Source organism: Rathayibacter sp. VKM Ac-2760 (assembly GCF_009834185.1).
In the GTDB taxonomy this organism is placed as follows: domain Bacteria; phylum Actinomycetota; class Actinomycetes; order Actinomycetales; family Microbacteriaceae; genus Rathayibacter.
This window is the reverse complement of the sequence record NZ_CP047173.1, coordinates 58530-80855: the sequence shown is the minus strand read 5'-3', so window position 1 is coordinate 80855 and position 22326 is coordinate 58530. Positions and strand designations below refer to the sequence as shown.

Here is a 22326-nt window from a genome sequence, read left to right as displayed (position 1 = left end):
GTGTTCTCCCTGTCGAGGTGATGCGGCTTGTCGAGGTGATGCGGCGTGTCGAGGTGATGCGGTGCGGGGGCGGAGCGGGGACCGCTCAGGCGAGGACGCCGGTGCGGGCGAGGGTCCACTTGAGCGGGTCGAGGCAGCGGAAGGGCGCGATGCCCCGCGGGTTGAGCTGCTGGCCGTCGGGCGATTCGCCGAGGGCGGAGACCGCGAAGAAGCGGTGGTCGATCGGGCCGCCCTCGTGCGGGTTCTCGAGCGTGAGGACGATCGGGCCCGCGTTCATCGCGTAGAGCAGGCTCTTGACCTCCTCGTGCAGCAGGCCGCCGTCGACCGCGTCGTAGCCGGCGTCGGACTGGTCGGGCTCGCGCAGCATCGTGGATCCCGCGTTCGACATCACCGAGGACCAGGCGACGTCCTCGACCTCGCTGAGGCGCTGGACCGCGTCGAACTTCGAGAGGACGACGGCGAGGCGGCTGAGCCGGCCGCCGTTCATCGTGATCAGGTTGTTGAGGACGGTGAGCGGGTTCACTTCCGAGCCCTGCTGCGCCGGGATGACGTCGACGAGCTTGTCTCGCACCGAGGGGACCGCCAGCGGGTCGAACATGAAGAAGATGCTGTCGGCGTTGCGGAGGAAGGCGAGATGCCCGGCCCGGGTGGGCGGCTCCTCCATCTCCTCCCCTGCAACGTCGCGGAGGACGACGAAGCGCCGCACCCCGCGGATCGTCCCGAGACTGTAGACGAGAGGCGTTCTCTGGTAGGAGTCGGCGCTCTGTGAACGAGGAGTCGGAGGCATCAGGCCCCGCTCCTCGAAGAGGGGGGCTTCGTACACTCGCGCGTAGGTTCGACGCGTCTCGTCGTTCGCGGCCTGCAGCACGGTCCCGAGCCGCTGCGCCAGCTCGCCGAGCTGCTTCACGACGATGGCGATGTAGAGGCTCTTGCCGGTCGCGCGCGCTCCGTTCATCGCGATGCAGGTCGCGTGACCGCTGCGGTAGCCCTGCGGCAGATCGAAGTGGCAGCTCGGGCACGCGTCGACCATCGGCTCCTTGCACTCGGGGCACTCGAGTCCGGCGGGCGGCGTCCAGTTCCGGGCGTCGGCGGGCCGGTCGAGCGCGTAGCGGGTGCCGGTGAGGACGTCCTGGTTGGCGTAGCGGGTCGCGTCCGGATCCAGCGTCTGCGTGCAGCGTCCGGTCGTGCAGACCCAGGCGAAGGCGGCGTCGCCGATCAGCGAGAAGCAGCTCGGGCACTTGGTCATCGGCCGACCCTCGCGAACGCCTCGGTGCCGGGAGCGAAGCAGCCGGCGAGGAGGGAGCGGACGAGCCGGCGCAGCAGCTCCGGATCGCTGCGGAGGGCTTCGGCGAGGCTCCGGCCGGCCGGATCGGTCTCGATGAAGGTGTGCGGGGTCGACGGCGGCGTCTGCAGGGTCCAGGCTGCCCTCGAGCCGATGACGACGAGGTGGCGGGCCTCGCCGTCGATCTCGTCCGCGGCCTCGAAGGCGCCGATGTCGGCGGGGACCGCGTCGGTGACGACGAAGGTCATCGTGTTCCCGTCCGCGAAGCCGCTCAGACCGGGCGCGCCCGACCGCACTCCGCTCGACCGGCGAGAGCGGTGCAGTGCCGACATCACGGCGCGCTCGGCGGGCTCGTCGAGCGGGAGGACGACGGGGGCGACGGAGGAGCCGACGACCGCCGCGCCGCGGCGCATGCCCGTCGTCAGCACGGAGGAGAGGCCGTCCAGGACGGCGACCACGGTCTCCGCGGTCGACGCGTCCTCGCCCCGCTCGTCCTCGGCGAGTCGCCGGAACGACGCCGAGCCGTCGACCGCGATCACGACGTGGAGGGCGCTGGTGGGCGCCACCGACTGCGCCCCGAGGATCCCGACGGTGGTGACCCGCGCCTCCTCCGCCGTCGCACCGAGCCGGGGCGGCGGCGGGACGAGCCCGGCGCCGCGCACCTGCACTCCGTCCTCGCCCGGCTCGAGGATGAGCACCTCCCGCTCGGCGAGCCCCGCGAGATCCAGCGGCGGGACGACCGCCCGCTCCGGGTCCGCCGACCGGGTGTCGTCGATCCCGACGCTGACGTGGGCGACGGCGCCCGCGGGGAAGAGCTCGGAGCCGACCGGCACCAGGCGGATGACCGTCCGCTCCGTCACGCGCGGGACGATGAGCAGGTCCGGCCGCGGGCGCACGGCCGCTGCCAGCAGCCCGCTCGCGACAGCGGCGTCCAGGCGGGCCGCTCCCGCCTGCATCTGGAGGCGGACGGTGAGCGGCCGGTCGCTGAGGGTGACGACGGCGCCGTCCGTGATCATGTAGCTGGGCATCAGCGGTCCTTTCGATCGGTGAGGAAGGAGGCGAGCCCGTCGCGGAACGAGCCGCGCGCACGGGTGCCACGGAGATCCCGCTGCCAGCTCTTGGCGGAGCGCTCGATCGCGGTCAGGAGCTTCTCGCCGCCCGCCGCGCCGCGGAGGGTGACGATCGCGCCGAGCTGATCGACCAGGACGGCGGCGATCGCCTCCGGATCGAGGTCGCCGGCCGCGACGAGCTCGCGGAGCGGCCGATCGAGCAGGCGGACCGTGCCGCCGGCCGGGTCCGGCACGCGCAGCTCGGCGAGGGCCCGCGCGCGCGGATCGACGAGCGAGGGATCGGGGAAGTCCTCGGAGGTGAGGAAGGCGAGCCGGGCGAGGCCGAGGGCGTACCGGGGCGCGTGCTCGCCGGCCGTGAGCTTCTGTCGCAGACGCTCCTCCGCTCCCTCGGACGCGTCGCGGAACCGGCGGATCAGGCCGACCTCCGCCTGCGCGCGCTCGAGCGAGTCCTCGCGCGCCAGCAGCGCGAGCGTGGTCGCGGCGGCGTCGGCCCGCCGTCGTTCGCCCGACGCGGCCTCCGTGCGGAGGGCCTTCTCGACGGACGCCCGCCACTCCCGCTCGAAGGGCAGCTGTCCGAGGGTGGACAGCAGGGCGACGAGGTAGCGCGGGCCGATCTCGGCAGCGACCGGGGCCGGATCGGCCGCGGCGCGCATGGCGAGGACCGTGTCGCGCAGCTCCAGCGCGGTCTGGTCGGCCACGAGCTCCCCGGAGGGCGCCATCGCGAGCCGCACGAGCCCGAACCGGGCGCAGGAGCTCCCGGGCCGGGAGACCTGCACCCGCCGGGCCAGAGCGCGGAGGTGGTCCCCCATCGGCGCCGAGGCGAGCGCCGAGGCGACGAGGGCCTCGGGGAGCTGGCCTCCGAACTCCTCCTCGAGTTGCGCGGACTCGGCCGGCAGCACCGCGCCGGGCAGCGCCGCCGCCCGCTCGAGCGGACGGCGGTCGACGGCGGGGATCTGCTCCCAGACCGCGTAGTCGGAGAGGAGGGAGTAGGCGACGGTCGCGGTCGCTCCCGCGACCGGGACGCCCTCGCGCAGGACGAGCATCGCGAGGGACAGCCGGACCGGCGGGAGCGCCTCGACCGGGACGCTCAGCCGCTCCGCGATCGAGGGCAGGAGGTGCCCGTCGCCGGCCAGCCAGCGCAGGACCTCCTCCGGAGCGGCTGCGCCGGGGACCGGATCCCGCCCGGCCGCCACCGCCTCGAGCTCGACGACCAGCCGCTCCCGCACGGGGAGGCTCATCGCGCCGGCCCGCGCGGCGACGGGGACGCCGCGCTCCTCGACCAGGAGCGCGGCGGCCCCGCGCAGGAGGTCGTCCGCCTCCGGTCCGGTCCGGGCGATGCCCGAGCCGAGCAGGCCCGCTCGGCTGACGACGTCGAGCAGGCGCAGGGCGTGGACGGCGGAGTTCGCGGGCTCCCGCTGATCGGCCCGCCGCACGATATCCGCGATCGCGGCATCGGCGAGCGCCGCCAGCCGCTCGCGGTCCGCATCGAGGAGGGCGAGCTCGGGCAGCGGGACGCCCTCGTCCCGGAGCAGCCACTCCTCGTCGCTCAGGCAGCGCTCGAGGTAGGCCGAGCCCATCAGCTCCCGGACCAGGAGCGACGAGCGCGGGTCGCGCGACTCGAGCTCCCGCCAGACGCCCCAGGTGGTCGAGCCGATCTGCGCGGAGACGACCGCGACCGTCCGCTCGTAGAGGTCGGCGTCCCGGCGGATGCCGTCGGGCGACGCGTCGAGCAGCACCCGGGAGGCCGCGTCGAGGGCGTCCCTCGTCTCCTCGCCCAGGACGACCACGGCCATCGCCAGCGGCCACTCCGGGTCGAGCGAGCGATCGCCCACCCGGAGGACGACCTCGTCGAGCACGACGAGCACCCTGCGCGCGATCTCGTCGTCGACGAGGACCATCTGCGCCGCCGCCGACCAGTCGGAGGCGGTCACCTCGCTGCCGGCGGCGGTGCTGTGCGGCTCGCCTCCCGGCTGGCCGACCGCCGGCATCTCGGCCTCGTCGATCACGACGGCGCCCGCGAAGGCCGCGCTCTCGGCGGCGTCGACCCGCGGAACGACGGCGATGTGCACTCCCCTGGCCCACGCTCCCGCGAGACCGCTCGCGCGCTCGTAGAGCGACCAGGACAGCGTGCGGGCGGTCGACGGCGCCATCAGGCGCTGCACCGCTCCCAGCCACAGCGCCCCGGTGTCCTGCGAGTCCGCGAGGAGGACGACCGGGGGGCCGCCGCGCAGGGCGGCGGCGGCGGCGTCCATCAGGACGGAGAGGACCCCGGCGCGCCAGGTGCTCGGATCGCAGACGAAGGAGACGACCGAGTCGAGCGTGACGATCCCGCCCCGCTGCGGCATCCCCTCCGCCCGCAGCCGAGCGGCCGCGACCTCGAGGTGGGCGAACGGCGCGAGGAGGTCGGGGGAGCGCCAGAGCTCGATCGGGCGCAGCGGCGGCGTCGGCTCCTCGGGCCGACGGTCGAAGACGACGTGGTTGTAGACGTTGTCGGGGCGGCCGGTGCTGTCGGCTCCGGCCTCCGCGGCCTGGAGGTAGACCGCCGAGCCGTCCTCGTGAGCGAGGTGCACGAGCCGGAGCGGGCGCGCCTCGAGCTCGGCGGCGGCGGGGAAGTCCGAGAGCTTCGCGTGCGCGCCGAAGCTCGTGACGGCCGCGGCGGTCACCAGCTCGATCTCCGCCGCCGTGGGCTCGCCGGACCGCAGCTGGATCCGCCAGCCCTGGTCGAGCGTGTAGGTCACCTGGCTCCAGCGGGAGCCGTCCGCCGCGTCCCGGTCAGGCACCGCGTCCTCGGTTCTGGAAGCCGCCGACCTTCTCCTTGAGGCTCTGCACGCGCAGGGTCTCGATCGGAGGGTCGAGCAGGGCGACGCGGCGCAGGATCGCGCTCGGCAGGTCGACGAACAGGCGGACGTACCCCGTCGGCCGCGGTACGTCCTGCTGCCACGCCTCCGCATCGGTGCGCCAGCCGGTCTGCTCGGAGCCGGGCGCCATCGCCCCGGGGACGAAGCGCCGGGTCGGAGCGACGACGTCGTCCACGTCCGGGACGACGGCGAGCGGCGTGCCGTCGGCGATCGTCAGGGGGAACCGCTCGGGGTTGTGCACCAGCACGAACGGCGGCGACCCCTCGAGCGCCCGCTCGGAGGAGAGGGTGAGCGTCGCCGAGTAGCGGCCCATCAGGCTCCGCTTGATCACGCACCGGTAGCTCAGCCGCAGCAGCCCGGCGTAGACGATGCTGCGCGCCGTGCTGAGCACGCGCCGTCCGCCGTCGAACGCGACGGCGACCAGGTGCACCTCGCAGCCGAGCGTGTCGAGCTCGCCGGTGCGGAACTCCAGCGATCCGCGGTCGAAGTACTCCGACTTCGAGATCTCCCGCGGCTCGCCCTGGACGGCGAGCGCCGAGTCGAGCCCGACGGGCGACCGGTACGCCATCACGACGTCCGCGCCGTCCGGCCACTCGAAGGTGATCCGCTGGTTGTGCACGCGCTCGACGATCCGGAGCTGCGCGACCGGGGGGACGCGGACACCGCGGACCGTCCTGCCGACGAACGCCTGACCGTCCATCAGCACGACGACCGTGAAGTAGGCCCGGGTCCAGCCGCGCGGCCACGGCACGTCGCGCATCGAGGCGCGCGGACCGTCCGTCGTGATCGGGTGCGCCAGGCGCGTCTCCGCCGGCAGGTTCGCCTGCGGGAGGACCGACTCCGGCACGATCTCGCGCTCGATCCCGGCACTCGGCGGCGCCGTCGTGCGGTGGATGACGACGTCGCCGCCCGGCGGCACCGTCCAGGAGAGGTCGAAGAAGGGGGCGTCGGCGTCGTCGTGCAGCTCGAAGGCGAGATCGAGGACGGGCTCGTGCACGGTGGGGATGTCGATCGGCAGCGAGGTGGGCGCCGACAGGCGCGGGACGCCGTCGATCACCGCCTCCGCGAACACCTGGTAGAGGTACTTCTCGCCGCGCACCGCGCCCCGGTCGACGAAGCCGCCGAGGTTCGCCTCGTCCGCGAGGATCCGGAAGCCGGGGTCGCCGACGGACAGGGCGCCCCGGGATCGGGGCACCCGGAAGACCTGGACCCGAGTGGTCCCGGAGTGGGCGCGCCAGCGGCCGATCACCCGGCCCTCGTCCTCCTGGACGTCGATGTCGACGACCGGGGCGACGACCGCGCCGAAGGCGTGCAGCGAGGGCTGCCCGAGGACGGCGTCCTGCACGTCGCGTCCGACGTTGCGCCAGACCTGGTAGTGCCGCACGGCGGTGACGAACGGCCGCTCGTCGAGCGCGTCGACCGCGACCGTCGCGGCGACCAGGTGGCCGTCGTCCGGCGAGTAGGGAGCGTGCTCGTCGGCCGTGACGACGCGGAAGACGGCCGTGCCGCCGCCCTCCGGCGCCGGCCAGACCGCGCGGAGGGAGCCCCCGGGGCCGGGCGAGAGCCGCAGCGGGGCGGGCACCCCCTCCGAGTCGCCGAAGGCGTAGGGGGCGAAGGAGGCGGGGTCGATGCCGGGCGCCGGGGCGGGAGCGGCGGCGGGGGCGGCGGCCAGGGGCGCCGGCGGCGGCGGGGGGTGCTGCGCGCGGTGGCGGCGGTCGAGGGCCGCGCGTGCGTCGCAGCGGGGGCCGCCGGGGCGGGAGCACCGGCCGCCGGGGCCGCCGCGGAGCCGCTCCCGAGCGTGCGGGCGACGACCGCCGCGATGTCGTCGGCGAACTGGCGCACGACGGGGGCGAAGGTGGCCCTCAGCTCGTCCGCCTCGCTCTTGCGCGAGCGCGCCACGAGGCGGAGGTGGGTCTCGGTCAGCTGGGCGATCCCGGGCACCTCCCGGGCGATCGCCTGCTCGCGCCACTGCTTGAGCGCGACGAGCACGGCGTCCTCCGGGGACTGCTGCGGGGTCGGCTGCGGGGTCGGCTGCGCGGTCGGCTGCGCGGTCGGCTGCGCGGTCGGCTGCAGGGCCGGCGCGGTTGGCGGTGTCCGCTGGACCTGCGGCGCGGGCGCGACCGGCGCAGCGGCGGCGGCCGGCGGCGGGAAGGTGCTCCGCGGCGGGGTCGAAACCGGAGGCGTCGCCGGGCCGCCACCGACCGGCACCGGCGCGAGCAGCCGGCTCGGCAGGGAGTCCTGCGGATCGTTCGCGCCCATGCGCTCCTGCTTCAGGAGGTACTCGACGGCCGCCTGCCACTCGCGGACGGCGGCGCTCGCATCGGGGGGAACGGCGCCCGCCGTCGCGAGGCGCCGGAGCTCGTCGGCGGACGGCGCGCGGTGACCGCGGCGCGTGACGTCCTCCGCCCAGGCGCTGAGGAAGCGCAGTCGTCTCTCCTCGTGCTCGTCAGGCACCCTGCACTCCTGCTCGGTCGATCGGTCGGCGGCCGGCCATCAGAACGGCATCCCGTCGAACAGATCCGGGACCTCGAGGGCCGCCGGCTCGGCCGACACCGGCTCGGGCGCCGTGGCGCGCACCGGCGCGGCGGCCCACGGCGGGTCGTCCTGGAGGCCGCCGTCGCGGCCGCCGCCGCCGACGGGCTCGCGGTGGAGGAGGAACTCGTAGGCCGGGATCGACGCGGTGAGCTCGGTCAGCACGACGATGCGGCTGAGGCCCCGCCGGCCGACCCTCGAGTCCGGGCGCTCGACGACGCTCGCACCCGAGGCGCGGGCCGAGTCGGTCAGCAGAGCGTCGTCCAGCCGGTCGCCGTGCAGCCGGGACGGGTCGTCGGTGCCGGCCAGGAAGACCGCGTACGGCACGGGAGCCCCGCCGGCGAGCCGCGCATCGGCGACGGAGGTCAGCAGGCGGTCGGCGATCGGCGCTCGCGGGCCGTCCAGATCCTCGAGCACTCGAGACCAGGTCGCGTCGCCGACGGCGGCGTCCACTCCCTGCGCGAGGAGCGCGTCCGTCCAGATCGGGAGGAGGCTGTCCTCGCCCGACCCCGCCTGACGGTAGAGCGCGCGCGGGTTCGCCTCGATCTCCACGCCGCGGGGCCCGATCTGCCGCGGCGCCCCGGCGAGCGCGGAGGTCCAGCACTGGTCCAGCCAGCCGATCGCGAAGATGTCGCGGCGCAGCTCGATCGCCGCGCTGCCGACCGCCGCGGGATCGACGACTCCGGAGCCGAGGCGCACCGACTGAGGCAGATCGGCGACGTCGACGTCCGGGGCGAGCGCCGTCTCCTCGACGCGGCCGAAGGGGGCCCCGAGAACGGTGCCGACCACGCGCGACCAGGCCACGAACTGGCCGTAGGCGTCGGTGAGGCGGCGGGCGTCGCGGACGGCGTGCCGCAGGTTGCGCCGTGCCAGCTCCTCCCGGGCGAGCAGTTCGTTGCGCGCGTTCACGAGCCGGAAGAGCTCCCGCTGTCCGCGGAGGAACACGATCAGGGTCGTCGCGAACCCGGTCAGGACGAGCACGCCGAGAACGCTCAGGCCGATCGCCAGTCCGACGACGCCGGTCGCCAGGAGCACTCCGGTGATCACCAGGAGGGCGGCGAAGACGATGAGCACCGTGCGCACGGTCCGCGCCAGGCGCTTCTGCTGAGCCTGCGAGGCGGTGAGGATGTCGTCGGCGCTCGCGGCCCGGCGGATGTCCTCGAGCAGCTCCCGGATCTCGCCGGTCACCGCGACGATGCTCTCGCCGATCCGCGTGCCCACCCGGGCCGCGAAGCTGTCGCCGTGCTCGGACTTCCAGCTCGCGAAGGCCTGCAGGGCCGTCGCCGCGGCGACGCCGACCGTCGGCTGCTCGGCGAGGATCCGGAGCCGCTGCTCGAGCGTGTGGGCGCCGAGCACGTCGAACGGCTCGATCGGCGGCAGGCCCACCGTCGCGGCCAGGTGCGGCGGCACGCCGTCGAAGGCCCGGTCGACCCCGGGGACGATGCTGCCCGGCCGGCGCAGCACGCCGCGCTGCGCTCCGATCTGCACAGGGGTGAGCCCGGTGATGCGCTCGCCGCCGTCCGCGAGCGTCAGCGACGCGGCCGCGTAGTCCTGCCACAGGGAGGAGAGGTCGGCGTGCGCCTCGTGGTCGCGCGGGGCGCCGCCCTGCTCGTCGAGGATCTTGTCGATGGCGGCCGCCGCAGCGCCGTAGTCGAGCCAGCTCGCCGGCATGCCGTCCGCCGTCACCCCCTTCACCACGACCGCGTAGGCGGACGGGGCGCTGCCGAAGACCAGGCCGTGCACCGCGGCCGCCGCATCCGCGCGCATCCGGTTCACCACCCGGGCCAGCCACGCCCTCGGCGCGTTGCGGAGAGCGGCGAGCAGGAAGCCGAAGAACATCTTCAGCGCCTGCCACGCCCCGATCGCCGTGGCCTTGCTCGTCGGCGCGGGGTCGCGGGGCCCGCGCAGGACGCCCGGGTGACGGGCCCAGAGCTGTCCCGCCATGGTCTGGGTGGCGAGGGCGGCGTCGTCGACGTAGCTCGCCGAGGCGCCGAACTGCGTCGGCAGAGGGAGCCCGCGATCCATCGAGAGCACGTCCCGGCGGAGCGCGCCCTCGAGCTCGGCGGTGCCGAGGCGCCGGTAGTAGGAGCGCGAGAGCCTCGCCTGCCTGCCGTAGGTCAGGTTCTCGTCGTCGAGCGGCGATCCCTCGACCCCCGTCCACAGCCCGACGAGCCCGGCGAGCGCCGCCGCCGCCGGGATCCCGAGCTCGAACGGATCCGTGGTCGCCGCGAGGCGGGTCTGCCCCATCGCCGGTCCGCTGGAGTCCTCCGGCGACAGCAGCACGTTGTGCCAGCCGTCCACGGCGAGATCGGCCAGCGTGGCGGTGTCCCCGGCGCGCGCGACGATCGCCCGGACGCGGAGCACCTCGGCCTGCCCGAACGAGCTCTCGAGGAACTGCGCGAGCTCCTGCTCCACGGCGCTGCCCGCCACCCCGACGCCGGTGAGCGCCGGGACCAGGGAGACCACCCGGATCCGCTCCGTCCGGCCCGCTCCGGCGAGGGCGTTGAGGGTGGTGCCCTCGAGCACGCCGTCGCGCACCGCGAGGGCCGAGATGCTCGACCGCCCGATCATCGGCGGCTCGACCCAGAGGAACGGGTCGATCAGGCCGGCCGCCGACCAGTCGGTCAGCGCGTCGCGGACTCCGGCGAGCGGGCCGACCGGCGCGAGGAGGATGGTGATCGTCGACATCAGAAGGCTCCGAACTCGGGCTCGGGGACCGCCGTCAGGGCGCCGGCGGGGGCGAAGCCGCTGTCGGCGCGGGCCGTGCCCACCGCGGCGGCCGGGCGGGCCGCCAGGGTCCGGGCCGCGTCGAGCGTCTGCCGCAGCTCCTCCGTGGCGAGGATGATGTCCGGCGCCAGGTCGCGGAAGATCGGCGTGCTCGAGGCGGTCCGCCGGGTGGTGATGGTCGCGTACGGTCCGGCCGCGACGCCGGGGGCGCCCGGCGCGAAGCCGGTCGAGGTGAAGGTGTGGATCGACTCCAGCCAGGCCAGCGCGTTCGCGTAGCGGGCGTCGAGGGTCTCCCCGACGATCCGCGACGGCATGCCGCTCTGCGTGCTCCCCGTCGCGAGCCAGGTGGCGAGCTCGCGCTCGGAGGACCGCTCGATCAGGCCGCGCGCGGGGCCGCCGGGGTTGGCGTCCGAGAGCCGGCGCAGCTGGCGGTACGGCCGCAGCGACGACATCACCGGCGCGTCGAGCGCCTGCGAGATCGCCAGGAGGTACGACTCCAGCACGGCGGGCAGCCAGTCGATCAGGCGGCCGAGGAACTCCGAGGGCGGCGTGAGCAGCGGGTGCGGGAAGGCCAACCAGCGCCCGTCCTCCGGGTCCCAGATCTCGACCGGCGTGTCGTACGGCGCGTCCGGGATGCGGATCTGGCCCGTCATCTGGCCGATGTACCAGCCGGCGATCATCGCGCGGCGCTCGCGGTCGCCCATCGGCAGCGAGGCCGGCAGCGGGCGGCTGCGCCGGTTCGCCCAGAACGCGAGTCGTCCCTGCTGCGAGGTGCCCGCCCACTGCTTCGCGACGGGCACGAGGAGGGAGTCGAAGACGAGGGGTGCGTAGTTCCGGTAGGAGCCGAAGATGTCGATCCGCGTCAGCGTGCTCTCCGCGTTGATCGACCGCCCGAAGATCTGCGCCACCTCGTCGGCCATGTTCTGGCGCGAGGCGATGACCTGCTCGAGCGCCGCGACGACCGGCGAGTCCTTGAACGGCACTCCCGAGAACTTGTAGCGGTACTGGGTCGGGGTGCCGTGGACCGCGTTGACCGCGTCCGAGTCGATGCTGATCAGGGGCAGGGCGCGGGAGAGCGCCTCGCCGAACTTGGCGACCAGGTCGGCGTGGCGGCCGGGGAGACCCGACGGCGGGAGGTCCTTGCCCTCGGCGAAGTCGCGGAGGGAGAGGGCGCAGAACATCTCGAAGGACTCGCCCGGCCGCCGGACGAAGGCCAGCGCGCGCTCGACGAGCTCGGCCGGCGCGACGGTGAACCGGTAGCGCCCCTGCGACGGCGTGAGCGGCGCACCGCTCATCGGGTCGCGGTTGAACAGCCCCGGCCGCCACTGGGCGAGCCGCTCGACCAGCCCGCCGGGCGCCTCAGCACCGCTGGCCACCGGCCAGAGACCGCTGATGACCGCGCGGGCGCCGAGCACCCGCGCGTCCGAGAACATGACGGCCGTCGTCCCCTCGGCCACGGCGGCCCGCAGGTCGCCCTCGTACTGCTGATCGAAGCCGGCGGAGGGGGTGAGCAGGATGTCGTTGTCGGCGACGTCGAAGCGCGCCGGGACGAACCGGTCCTCCTCGGACGGCCACGCCGTGTAGTCGGTGGTCGCCACGTTCGCGAGCCCGACCGCGGTCGGCGCCGCGTGCACCGCGTTCTCGAGGACCTGGATGCCCTCGGTCAGCGCGAGGCGCAGCGGCGCGAGGACGTCCGTGACGAGCGCCTGCAGGATGGTGCGCGCGACGTCCGCGCTCCGCGCGTAGACCGTGTTCGTGGTCTGCCCCCGGAAGAGGTCCACCAGTCGATCGACCACGCCCGACCCGTTCGCGATGGTGCCGCGCATCGAGGCGAGCTGCGTCGCGAACGCCTCGGGCACCTGACCGAGGTCGCCGCTCTGGAAGCCCGCCATCGTCTGCAGGTGCGTCAGCAGCTGATCCTGGACGAGCCGCTCCACGCGGTCGAGGATCTCGCGGGCGTAGGGCAGGCCGAAGAGCTCGATCGCCTCGGCGACCTGGGCGAGGATCCGCTCGTGCAGCTGGTCGCTCCACTGGAACCCCCAGCGGTACGCCGCCTCCGACGCGGCGCTGACGAGCACGGCCCGCCTCTCGGCGAGGAACTGGCGCAGCGTCGGCAGCCACAGCGCGACGGTGGTCGCGGGCGGCGGCACGTAGGGGACGAACTGCTCGTCGAGGATCCGCCGCGCCGCGCCGTCGGCGTCGGTGCGGGCGAAGGCCGTGCCGGTGAACCAGCCGACCACCTGCTCGGTCGAGAGCGGGCCCGGCGCGTCCGAGTACGGCAGCCCCATCCCGCTCGCGACGCGGGTCCACTGCGAGTCGGCGAGAGCGCGGAGCTGATCGACGCTGGAGGCGACGCTGCCCGGCTGCAGGTGCCCCTCGCGCAGGCGGTCCGCCGCGGTCCGGGCCAGGCGCTGCGCCGAGTAGTGCCGGTAGCGGTCGCGCCCCATCGAGAGGCTCGCGTAGCCGAAGGCGCCCCAGGGGATGGAGTTCGCGCTCTCGCCCCAGCCGAGGAAGTCGAGGTCGGCGGGCGTCGGATCGGCGACGTTCACGATGTCGAACTCGACGAAGTCGCCCGAGGCCTTCCCGCTCGAGATCAGGGCGGCGAGCCCGCGGCCCAGGCCCCGGTACACCGCCGACTGCGAGCCGTCGCCGAACTGCGTCTTCTCGGCGCCGACGAAGCGGCCGACCGGGAACACGCGGGCGAAGGGCGCCGCGCTCGTGCGGTTGACCTTCTGCCCCAGAGCACTGAGGATCGCCACGTCGTGGTCCTCCGCCGCCGCGGTCTGGGTCGCGACGATCTCGCCCAGCATGGCCAGCGCGTTGGGCCGGACTCCGCCCCGCGCGGACGCGGGCAGTCCATCGAACACGTCCGGGGTCACCATGAAGACGCCGACGAGCCCGGGGTCGACCCCCTGCACGAGGGTGAGGAGGCGGCAGACGTCGAGCGCCATGCTCGCGCCCGCCCCGCCGGCCATCGAGGAGACGACGAGGACGACCGGCCTCGACGCCGGATCGAACGCGCCGGCGCCGGGCAGGATCCGCGAGACGCGGCTCATCTCCGTGTTCGCCTCGACGGTGTTGATGCTCTGGAAGGCGCGGGAGAGCCCCTCGAAGACGTCGGAGGCGCGCTGCAGGGTGATCGCCCGCCCGACGGCGCGCATCTGCCCGGCTCCGTTGCCGATCGGCACGGTGATGTCCGCCGGATCGCGCGGCGCCCAGGTGCCGAACTCGCCGAGCGCACCGCCCTGCCGCAGGCGCGTGCTCAGAGCGTTGTCCAGGACGGTGTAGCTGCCGGTCGACGGGGCGGTGCCGATGTAGCTGCCGCCCTGATCGCGCACGTTGCCGATCCCGTTGATCCGGGTGTCGGGCGCGTTGGGGACGTCGATGTGCACGAACTGCCAGCCGGCGGGGATCCGGTCGATCCCGAGGGGAGCCAGCTCCGAGTGCAGCTGATCCATCATGTAGGCGAGGGTCGAACCCCCGGAGCCGCCGCAACCGACGACCAGGAACTTCTGCATGGATCAGACCTCTTTCGGAGTGCGGTCGAGTGGGGCGGAGGAGGGCATCAGACGGTCCCCCAGGGGTTCGCGTCGGGAGACGGCCGCGGGGTGTCCTCGGCGGACGGCTCGGGCTGCGATCGCACGGGCGCGGCCGGAGGGGAGGCGAGCGTCGTCGATCCGGCGCCGAAGCCGCCGCCGAAGCCGCCGAAGCCGCCGGTCTCGGCAGCGGATCCCCCCGCGCCGAACCCCGAGGCCGTCTCCTCGGGCGCCGGCTCCGCGGAGTCCGGCTCGGCCGCGATCAGCCGCGAGAGGACCTCCGGGAGCCGCGAGTTCACGTCGTCCGCGAGAGCGGTGCGCTGCGCGGGAGTCGACGTCCCGCCGATGAGCAGGAGGACCTCGGCCGAGCTCGCCGGCCGTCCCGGCTGGTGGAGGACCACCCAGTTGTTGTGCACGGCGAGCGGGAGCCGCGCCGTCGTGCCCTTCGCGGACGTGGACGGCGACGCCCCCGAGGCGCTCGACCACCCCTCGCGCTCCACGCTGACGAAGCCGGCCTCGGTGGGCGCCGCACCGGTGCGGGCCCTCAGCTCCGTCTCGCCCACCGCGGCCCGACGGGAGCCGCGCGATCCCAGCGGCACCAGGTGCCGCAGATCCTCCGGGCCGATCGCGAACCGGCTGCCGGCCCGCAGCACACCGCCGCCGGAGACCTCCACCGGGATCGTCGCCGCGACGAGCGGTCGCGCCGGGATGACCGAGACCAGCCGCTTCGCGAGGTAGAGCACTCCGACCGGCACGGCGATGCCGATCAGGAGGGTGACGGCGAAGACCGCCCAGGCCGTCCCGACGTCCAGCGGCAGCTCGAGGCCGGCGGTGAACGGCACCTCGACCTCGAGCGGCGGGCCGCCGCCGTCGGAGGACGCGAGCATCACCGTGACGGTGCCGTTGATGGCGCCGTTGCCGCCCTCCTCCGTGCTGAGGCGCACCGGCAGACCGGAGTCGCCCGGCTCGACGCACGAGTCCGGCGACGCGGCGGCCGACTCCACGCGGACCGCTCCGAGACCCTCGGGCGAGGCGACGACCGCCGCTGACCCCGGTGCGAGCCAGGCGCAGCCGTCCCCGCTCAGCGCGAGGGCCGAGGTCGCGTCCGCCGCGCCCTCGATCCGGCCGAAGTCGATCCGCTCTCCGGCGGTCGGGTAGGCGGCGGGAGCCCCGACGGAGATGCGCTGAGCCACGACGGCCGGGTCGAGCGCGGTCCCCGGGACGACCTCGCCCGCCGGCGAGGTCGCGGACGCGGTGGTCACCTCCAGGCGGAGGGTGAGCAGCCCCAGCCCCACCGCCGCATCGGTCAGGGGCAGCGCGACCGGCTGCCCGATCGCGGCCTTGTCCTCGGTGTCGAGGACGGTGGTGACAGCACCCTCGGCATCCTGCAGCGACACGGTGTACCGCAGCGTCCCCAGGATCGAGGAGGGATCCACGGCGGCTCCGCCTCGGCCCGTCAGAGCGAAGACGGCACCCTCGACGTCCTCGCCCGTGTGCAGGACCACTCCGGCGCCGTTCGACCAGGCCGGCACGAGGTCGCCGCTGATGTGCAGGTTCGTCTTCGAGCGCCGGTCGGCGGACGCCCCCTGCGGATCGGTGAAGGTGAAGGCCCACTGCCCCACCCAGGCCGCGTCGTCCGCGGACGCTCGGTCGACGGTGATCGACACCGTCTTGTCGGTGATCCACTCGTAGTCGATCGAGGTGCCGCTCGCGTCGAGGACGACGGGGGCGCTCGGACCCCCGTCGCCGTCGCGAGCGAGGTCGACTCGGGCGCCGCCCGGCAGGCTCATGCTCGCCGCGAGTCCCGAGGCGTCGGCCGAGCCCAGGATCTTCACGCGCGGCGTCGAGGCGTCGAGGACGAAGTTGTGCGCCTCATCGGCGCAGGCGACGACCTGGCAGATGCCCGCCTCCTGCGAGAGAGGCGCCCCTCCCGGGGTCGAGATCGCGTCGAAGGCGAAGAGCAGGCCGTCGATGTCGGACGCGAGCCCGAACGAGCCGGGAACGGGCTCGGTGATGTCGCCGCAGCGCGTGCCGGCGAGATCGGTCCCGGTGGTCACCGAGCGGAGGAAGTCGAAGTCGGCGTCCGTCGAGCCGGGACCGGTGAGGCCGACTCCGAAGACGGTGATCCCCGACGACCGGAGCTGGTCCGCGAGGCCGCCGCCCCGGCAGAGGTCGGCGGCGGCGGCGCTCCTCACGTCGGCCGCGGCGCCGGCGCTGGTCAGCTCGACGCCGGGGGCGAAGCGCTTCTCCGTGCCGTAGGCGTCGCGCTCGGCGGATGTCTCCCGCGGGAAGAAGTCGAGCTTCCCGTCGGTGAACCAGACGATCGCCTGGCAGCTGGCCGTCCCCGTGCGCCCCGCGGCCCGCGCCGCGAGATCCGTCCGCGCTCCGTCCAGGGCGGTCCAGTAGTCCGTGTCGAAGCCGTCGACCCGCTCCGCCAGCGCCGCGATGCTCCCGCGGACTCCGGCCACGGAGTCCGCGCCGAGCGGCGTCCACGGGAGCAGGGTCGAGTAGGAGTCGCCGAACACGCTCAGCTGCACGTCGACGGGAGTGCCGGCCTCCGTTGCGAAGTCGGCGAGCTGGTCGACGAAGTAGGTCGCGGACGTCACCCGGCCCAGTGCCGCGTCGCTCGACGTCAGGCTGCTGGACTCGTCGACGAGCAGGAGCACGTCCGCCGCCCCGCCCCCCGCGATGCAGGCTCCGAACGAGCCCAGCGCGGGATCGGACTCGGCGGCCCGAGCCGCCGGCGCCTGGCCCACCGCGGCGGCGACCAGCGGCGCGCAGAGCGCGATCGCGGCGAGGATCCGCAGTCCGCGGGCGCTCACGGCTGCAGCACCCGCCCCGCCCACAGGGCGATCCGCGCGGCGCAGGCGATCACGGCGAGCAGCACGACGACCAGCCCCCCTCGGTACAGCCACGGCGCCCACGTGGGCGGCGAGTACATCAGCTGCGTCCGGCGCCGGGTGTCGAGCAGCAGGTACACCGCGAAGAGGCCGATGGCGACGGGGCCGGCGAGAGCCCAGGCGACGAAGGCCGGGACGGGCTCCTCGCCGAGGAGCAGCGCGGCGGCACCCGCGAGCACGGCGACGACGACTCCGCCGATCAGCCACCCGAGAGGACTGCGGGCGGACGTCGCCACCGACGCGCTCGCCGTGTCGACGGCGCCGCCGAATCCGCCGGCGGAGCCGGACACGGTCGAGGACTCGCCGAACCCTCCGGTCAAGGCCGAGCCGCCGAAGGCGCCCGCCCCGTCGGGGGCGGCCGCGCCGGGTGCCGGCGTCCCCGTGGGCGCTGTCGCGCCGGAACCCGTGCCGCTGTAGCGGCTGAAGTCCCACCCGCTCGTCGGATCGCTCATCCGTGCCCCCGTCCTCCGCGCTGTGCGGCAGTGCGAGTCAGGATGGCAACGGGAGCGATCGCGGTCACGTCACACGGATCGGGGACAGGAGCGGCGTGTCACATCAACCAGTGACACGTTCCACCCGCCGCGCTATTGCGAATGCTTGAAGAAGTCGATCTTGGTGTCGAGGCGGATCCCGCACTCGACGTACTTGGCCTTGATCCGCTTGAGATAGGTGCGGACCGTGTCCTGCGAGAGCCCCATCTGGAACGCCACGTTCTTCACCGGGAGCCCCGTCGCATAGAGGCTCATCACCCGCTTCTCCTGCACGCTGAGCGCGGGCCGGCGGATCTGGGTCTCCTGGAGGAGCAGGGCGGTGACGTGCGGCGTGAGGTAGTCCCTGCCCGAGGTCGCCGCCTCGATGGCGAGACCGATCTCGGAGGCGCTCTCGCTCTTCGAGGCGTACCCCAGAGCTCCTGCTCCGAGAGCGCGCCGGACCACTGTCGCGTCGGCGAAGGTGCTCACGACGATCACCCGCATGCCGCGCGCCGTGATCTCGGCGACCCTGGTCTCGATCGTGCTGTCGTCCTTCAGGTCGACGTCGACGATGACGACGTCGATGGGGCCGGTGATCTCGTCGAGGAAGCCGAGATAGCTCTGCGACTTAAGCACGACGCGGATCTTCGGGTCCGCGGCGGTGAGCCACGACTCGAGGCCGTCGAGGAACATGCGCTGATCATCGACGATCGCGACGCGGATGAGACCAGAGGGGGTCATGAGCGGGCCGTCCTAGCGAGCGCTGTCCGGGTCGCTCGCGCCGACCATAGGGCAGTCCGCCACTGACGGTCACCTGTTGGCGACATCACGTCTCAACGGAGCGGTCGAACCCGCGCCGACCGCGGAGCGTCGTCAGCGGAGCGTCGTCAGCGGGGCGTCGTCAGCGGAGCGTCGTCAGCGGAGCGTCGTCAGCGGAACCGCTCCCAGACGGCTTCGACCACGATGAAGCCCCCGACCTCGCTGGCCGGCACTCCGAGCCGACCGAGCGCCTCGGTCAGCGCGCCGGACGAGGCGTCCCGCTCGCGGAGCGCACCCGGTCCGGCGGTGAGCACGATGCCGACCGAGTCGCCGTACCGCGTCGCGACCACCGCGAGGGCGGCGGAACGCCGGGCCGCCAGCGCGCTCAGGCAGCCGATCACCTCGAGAAGGGGCGTGCGCGCATGGTCGGGGATGTCGTCGGCCGCTCCCTCGCCGTCCAGGACCGTCACCTCCGCGGACTGCCGGGGCCCTGCCGCCGTCTGCGCACCCAGCGCGAGCGCGAGCCAGCCGACGTCCGGGCCGCTCGAGAGCAGGCTCCGCACCGCTCGGGCCACGCCCGCCGCCTCGGCCGACGCCTCCGACGTCAGCGGGAGCGCGGCCCTCCCGGTCGCCACGTCCTCGAGGAGCGGCGCCGCCAGCTCTCGCAGCCTGCGCCGGCGGTCGGCGACCGCGTCCTCCGCCGCGTCCTCCGCCGCCCGGGTCGACTCCACACGGGCCACCTCGCGATCGAGCCCGTTCAGCCCGACCACGGCGCGTCCCGCCGAGCGGAGGTAGATCGCGACTCCCACCGGCGTCACCATCGCCTCCGCGCCCAGCCGCGCCACCAGGGCGGCGAGCGCCCACGGCTGCTGCGGGTCGGCCGCCCCCAGCAGCAGCGCGAGAGCGATCAGCGCCGAGGTGTGCGCGCCGGCGAGCAGCAGCACGTGCGCACTGGGCTGAGAGCGGTAGAACCAGACCAGCGCGAGCGACACGCCCGTCACGCCGATGTTCGCGCCCGTGAAGCGGATGGACGCGGGAGTCGTCAGCGTCGCGGCCACGGTCACGGCGATCACCAGCACGAGGAAGGCGGCGACCGTCGCGCCCCTCGCGAATCGTCCGCGCGAGGGAGTGGGACGACCGACGAGGACGCCGGTCGCGAGCAGGACCGCGATGCAGCCGCCCGCGACGGCGGGAACGAGGTAGTCCTGCCAGAAGACGGCGACCATGAGCGCGGCGTCCAGCACTCCGACCCAGCCGATGACCGTCGGCGCCGTCCTGGAGGTCCGCCGGAGCCGTTCCGCCGCCGGCACGCTCGCCGGCACACGCGGCGGTGGAGTGGTCTCCGCCCGCGACTCGACGGCGACCGGCAGCTCGATCCGCACGGACGTGCCCTCGCCGCGGACCGACCGCACCCGCGCCCGTCCCCCTACCGCTTCGATCCGGCGGACGATGGAGCGGGCGATCCCGAGCCGGAGGGGCTCTACCCCCTGGGGATCGAAACCCCGACCGGCGTCGACGACCTCGACGACGAGGTGCCCGGCCGCTGCCTCCAGTCGGATCTCGACCGCGTCCGTCCCCGCGTGCCTGCCGACGTTGCGGAGCGACTCCCGGACCGCACCGTCGAGGGCGAGAGACGGCCCGGGCTCCAGCCGATCGGCGAGATCCGTCGAGGAGCGGACGTCGAGGGTCTGCCGGAGGGTGGACGCCAGCCGCCGCCAGCCGACGATCAGGTCGTCGACTCGCGGGTCGACGACCGGTGCGGGCCGATCGTCGGCGAAGTCCACGAGGTCGTCCCGGCAGCGCTCGCGCAGGTCGTGCGGATCGATCCCGACGCCTCCGTGGCCGAGCATGGTCAGGGTCGCCAGGACGTTGTCGTGGACCGTGATGTCGTGCTCCCGGCGTCGGCGGGCGAGCTCCTCGCCGTAGGCGCGGTCTCTCCGGGCAGCGGCCACCCTCGCGAGCGCCTCCGCCGCCAGCACGGCTCCCCTGCGCATCCCCCAGCCGCCGAGCGCGCAGACCGCGATGACATTGATCGACCAGAGGCCCGCGGCGATCAGCCGGGGGGCCGGAGCCCCGAGCAGGGCCGCTCCGGTGAGAGCGATCACCGTGACGGCGGCGGAGGCGAGCAGAGCGCTGCGCAGCCGGGCGAGTCCGAGGGCGACGACGGTCAGAGCGGTGCCGACGGCGAGCGGCCGCCCGGGCTCGAGCAGATCGACGAGGCCGTCCGCGGAGGGGCTCAGCGGAGCGGTCGCCGACGTCCACCAGGTGGCGAGCGCTGCGAGCGCGACGACGCAGAGCCAGGCGGGCGACCACAGCCAGTGCGCGAGCACGATGACGACCGCGGTCAGCACGGCGCAGACGACGGTCGCCGGAGCGTCCCGCACGATGCCGTCCAGAGCGACCACGACCGTGTAGACGAGGCTGACCTGGATCGCGATCCAGCGGAGGACCCGCGAGGCCGCCTCGGACTCCCCCGCCGGCCCGGACGGCGCTCGAGCGTCTCCTGCCACGGCACCTCCCCGCTCGGCGGTCCCGACGCTAGTGCGGCTGCGGAGACGGCGACCGTCGCATTAACCGGGGACACGGCGCCGGCCGGCCCTGCCCGTACTCTCGGCGGCACACATCGACGAGAGCGAGACACCATGGCGAACGAATCCGAGTACCGAGCAGCGATCGCGCGGGTCAAGAACTCACCGGCGACGGCGAGCCGCAGCGACTGGGACCTCGTGAACAAGGCGGCTCAGCAGGCCGGCGAGCTGGGCAACCGTGCCCGTGAGGCGCGCGACGGCCGCTGACCCTCCCGCTACCGTCGAGCGGTGACCCTCGCCGCCCGACGCACGCTCGACCGCAGCATCCTGAGGCTCGCGGTGCCCGCGCTCGGGGCGCTCGTCGCCGAGCCGCTGTTCCTCCTCACCGACTCGGCGCTCGTCGGCCACCTCGGCGCCGTGCCGCTCGCCGGCCTCGCGCTCGGCGGTGCGGTGCTGCAGACGATCGTCGGCCTGATGGTGTTCCTCGCCTACAGCACGACGCCCCGCGTCGGCCGCGCGCTCGGCGAGGGCGATCCGCGCCGAGCGGTGGCCGCCGGGATCGACGGCGGCTGGCTCGCGCTCGGGCTCGGCGCGGTCATCGCCGTCGCCTGCGCCGTCGCCGCGCCCGCCCTCATCGGCCTCTTCGGAGCGGAGCCGGAGGTCGCCGAGGCCGGCGTCCGCTACCTCTCGGTCAGCATGGCCGGGATCCCCGCGATGCTCGGCGTGTTCGCGCTCACCGGACTGCTCCGCGGCTTCCAGGACACCCGCACTCCACTACTCATCGCGGGCGGCGGATTCGCGGTGAACGCGGCCCTGAACGCCGTGCTGATCTACCCGGTCGGCCTGGGGATAACCGGGTCCGCCCTGGGGACGGTCCTCGCGCAGTGGGCGATGTTCGGCGCCTACGCGCTGATCGCGCTGCGCCTCGCCCGGCGGGTCGGCGCCCCGGTGCGCCCGCACGCGGCCGGGCTGCGCGCCTCCGCGGGGTCGGGCGGCTGGATGCTGCTGCGCACGGTCTCCCTGCGCGCCGCCATCCTCCTCGCCGTCGCGGTCGCCGGCTCGCTCGGCGCGGAGGAGCTCGGCGCCTTCCAGGTGGCGATGACCCTGTTCTCCACTGTCGCGTTCGCGCTGGACGCGGTGGCCATCGCCGCGCAGGCGCTGCTCGGCCGCCTCCTCGGCGAGGGCGATCCCGTGCGGGCCCGAGCCGTAGCGAAACGCTGCCTGACCTGGGGAATCGGCGCCGGCGTCGCGCTAGGAGCGGTGATCGCGGCGACCAGCGGAGCGCTCCCGTTCGTCTTCTCCAGCGATCCCGAGGTGCTGCGCCTGCTCCCCGCGGCCCTCGCCGTGGTCGGTCTCACCGCCCCGCTCGGCGGGTACGTCTTCGTGCTCGACGGGGTGCTGATCGGCGCCGGCGACGGCCGCTACCTCGCGCTCAGCGGCTTCGTCAACCTCGCCGTCTTCGCCCCGCTGGCCCTGCTGGCACCGCTCGCCCCGGAGGACTGGCGCCTCCTGGCCCTGTGGATCGCCTATGCGCTGGGCTACCTCGGCGCCCGCGCACTGACCCTCGGCCTCCGCTTCCGCAGCGACGCCTGGCTCCGCTGACCCTCGAACGAAGTTTCGAACATCCTGTGCACAACCCTGTGGACAACTCCCTCCCGCGAGAT

Annotated in this window: 12 protein-coding genes; 2 read left to right on the top strand and 10 right to left on the bottom strand. The window is 74.5% G+C overall.

The window, feature by feature from the left end:
* Positions 1-85 precede the first annotated feature (85 nt).
* From GSU72_RS00365 to GSU72_RS00320, 10 genes are all read right to left on the bottom strand, one after another.
* Complete coding sequence (locus GSU72_RS00365; protein ID WP_159982747.1) at positions 86-1246, bottom strand: hypothetical protein; 1161 nt, start codon at positions 1244-1246, stop codon at positions 86-88.
* On the bottom strand, positions 1243-2310 hold the full coding sequence (locus GSU72_RS00360; RefSeq protein WP_159982745.1) for a hypothetical protein: 1068 nt from the start codon (positions 2308-2310) through the stop codon (positions 1243-1245). Before GSU72_RS00360 ends, GSU72_RS00365 begins: the two co-directional genes overlap by 4 nt.
* Positions 2310-5132, bottom strand: coding sequence for a hypothetical protein (locus tag GSU72_RS00355; RefSeq protein WP_159982743.1), 2823 nt, complete (start codon positions 5130-5132; stop codon positions 2310-2312). The genes GSU72_RS00360 and GSU72_RS00355 overlap by 1 nt, the downstream gene beginning before the upstream one ends.
* Entirely contained in the window at positions 5125-6792 is a 1668-nt protein-coding gene (locus tag GSU72_RS00350) for a hypothetical protein (RefSeq protein ID WP_159982741.1), read from the bottom strand. Before GSU72_RS00350 ends, GSU72_RS00355 begins: the two co-directional genes overlap by 8 nt.
* Positions 6793-7703: 911 nt before the next feature.
* Positions 7704-10430, bottom strand: coding sequence for a DUF4231 domain-containing protein (locus tag GSU72_RS00345; protein ID WP_159982739.1), 2727 nt, complete (start codon positions 10428-10430; stop codon positions 7704-7706).
* On the bottom strand, positions 10430-13987 hold the full coding sequence (locus GSU72_RS00340) for a tubulin-like doman-containing protein (protein WP_159982737.1): 3558 nt from the start codon (positions 13985-13987) through the stop codon (positions 10430-10432). The genes GSU72_RS00345 and GSU72_RS00340 overlap by 1 nt, the downstream gene beginning before the upstream one ends.
* Positions 13988-14034: 47 nt before the next feature.
* Positions 14035-16827 (bottom strand): vWA domain-containing protein, encoded by a 2793-nt coding sequence (locus GSU72_RS00335; protein ID WP_159982735.1) that lies wholly within the window; start codon positions 16825-16827, stop codon positions 14035-14037.
* Positions 16824-17357 carry a hypothetical protein gene (locus tag GSU72_RS00330; RefSeq protein ID WP_159982733.1) on the bottom strand — a complete coding sequence of 178 codons (534 nt, stop codon included), beginning with the start codon at positions 17355-17357 and terminating at the stop codon, positions 16824-16826. Before GSU72_RS00330 ends, GSU72_RS00335 begins: the two co-directional genes overlap by 4 nt.
* Positions 17358-17489: 132 nt before the next feature.
* The gene (locus tag GSU72_RS00325) at positions 17490-18116 is read right to left on the bottom strand and encodes a response regulator transcription factor (protein WP_159982731.1); all 627 of its coding nucleotides are present in this window, start codon (positions 18114-18116) and stop codon (positions 17490-17492) included.
* Between the two features lie 188 nt (positions 18117-18304).
* On the bottom strand, positions 18305-20644 hold the full coding sequence (locus GSU72_RS00320) for an ATP-binding protein (RefSeq protein WP_159982729.1): 2340 nt from the start codon (positions 20642-20644) through the stop codon (positions 18305-18307).
* 132 nt (positions 20645-20776) lie between these two features.
* On the opposite strand from GSU72_RS00320, the gene GSU72_RS00315 reads away from it, so the two are divergent.
* Entirely contained in the window at positions 20777-20929 is a 153-nt protein-coding gene (locus GSU72_RS00315; protein WP_159982727.1) for a hypothetical protein, read from the top strand.
* A gap of 21 nt (positions 20930-20950) precedes the next feature.
* Entirely contained in the window at positions 20951-22264 is a 1314-nt protein-coding gene (locus GSU72_RS00310) for an MATE family efflux transporter (protein ID WP_244255910.1), read from the top strand.
* Positions 22265-22326: the final 62 nt, after the last annotated feature.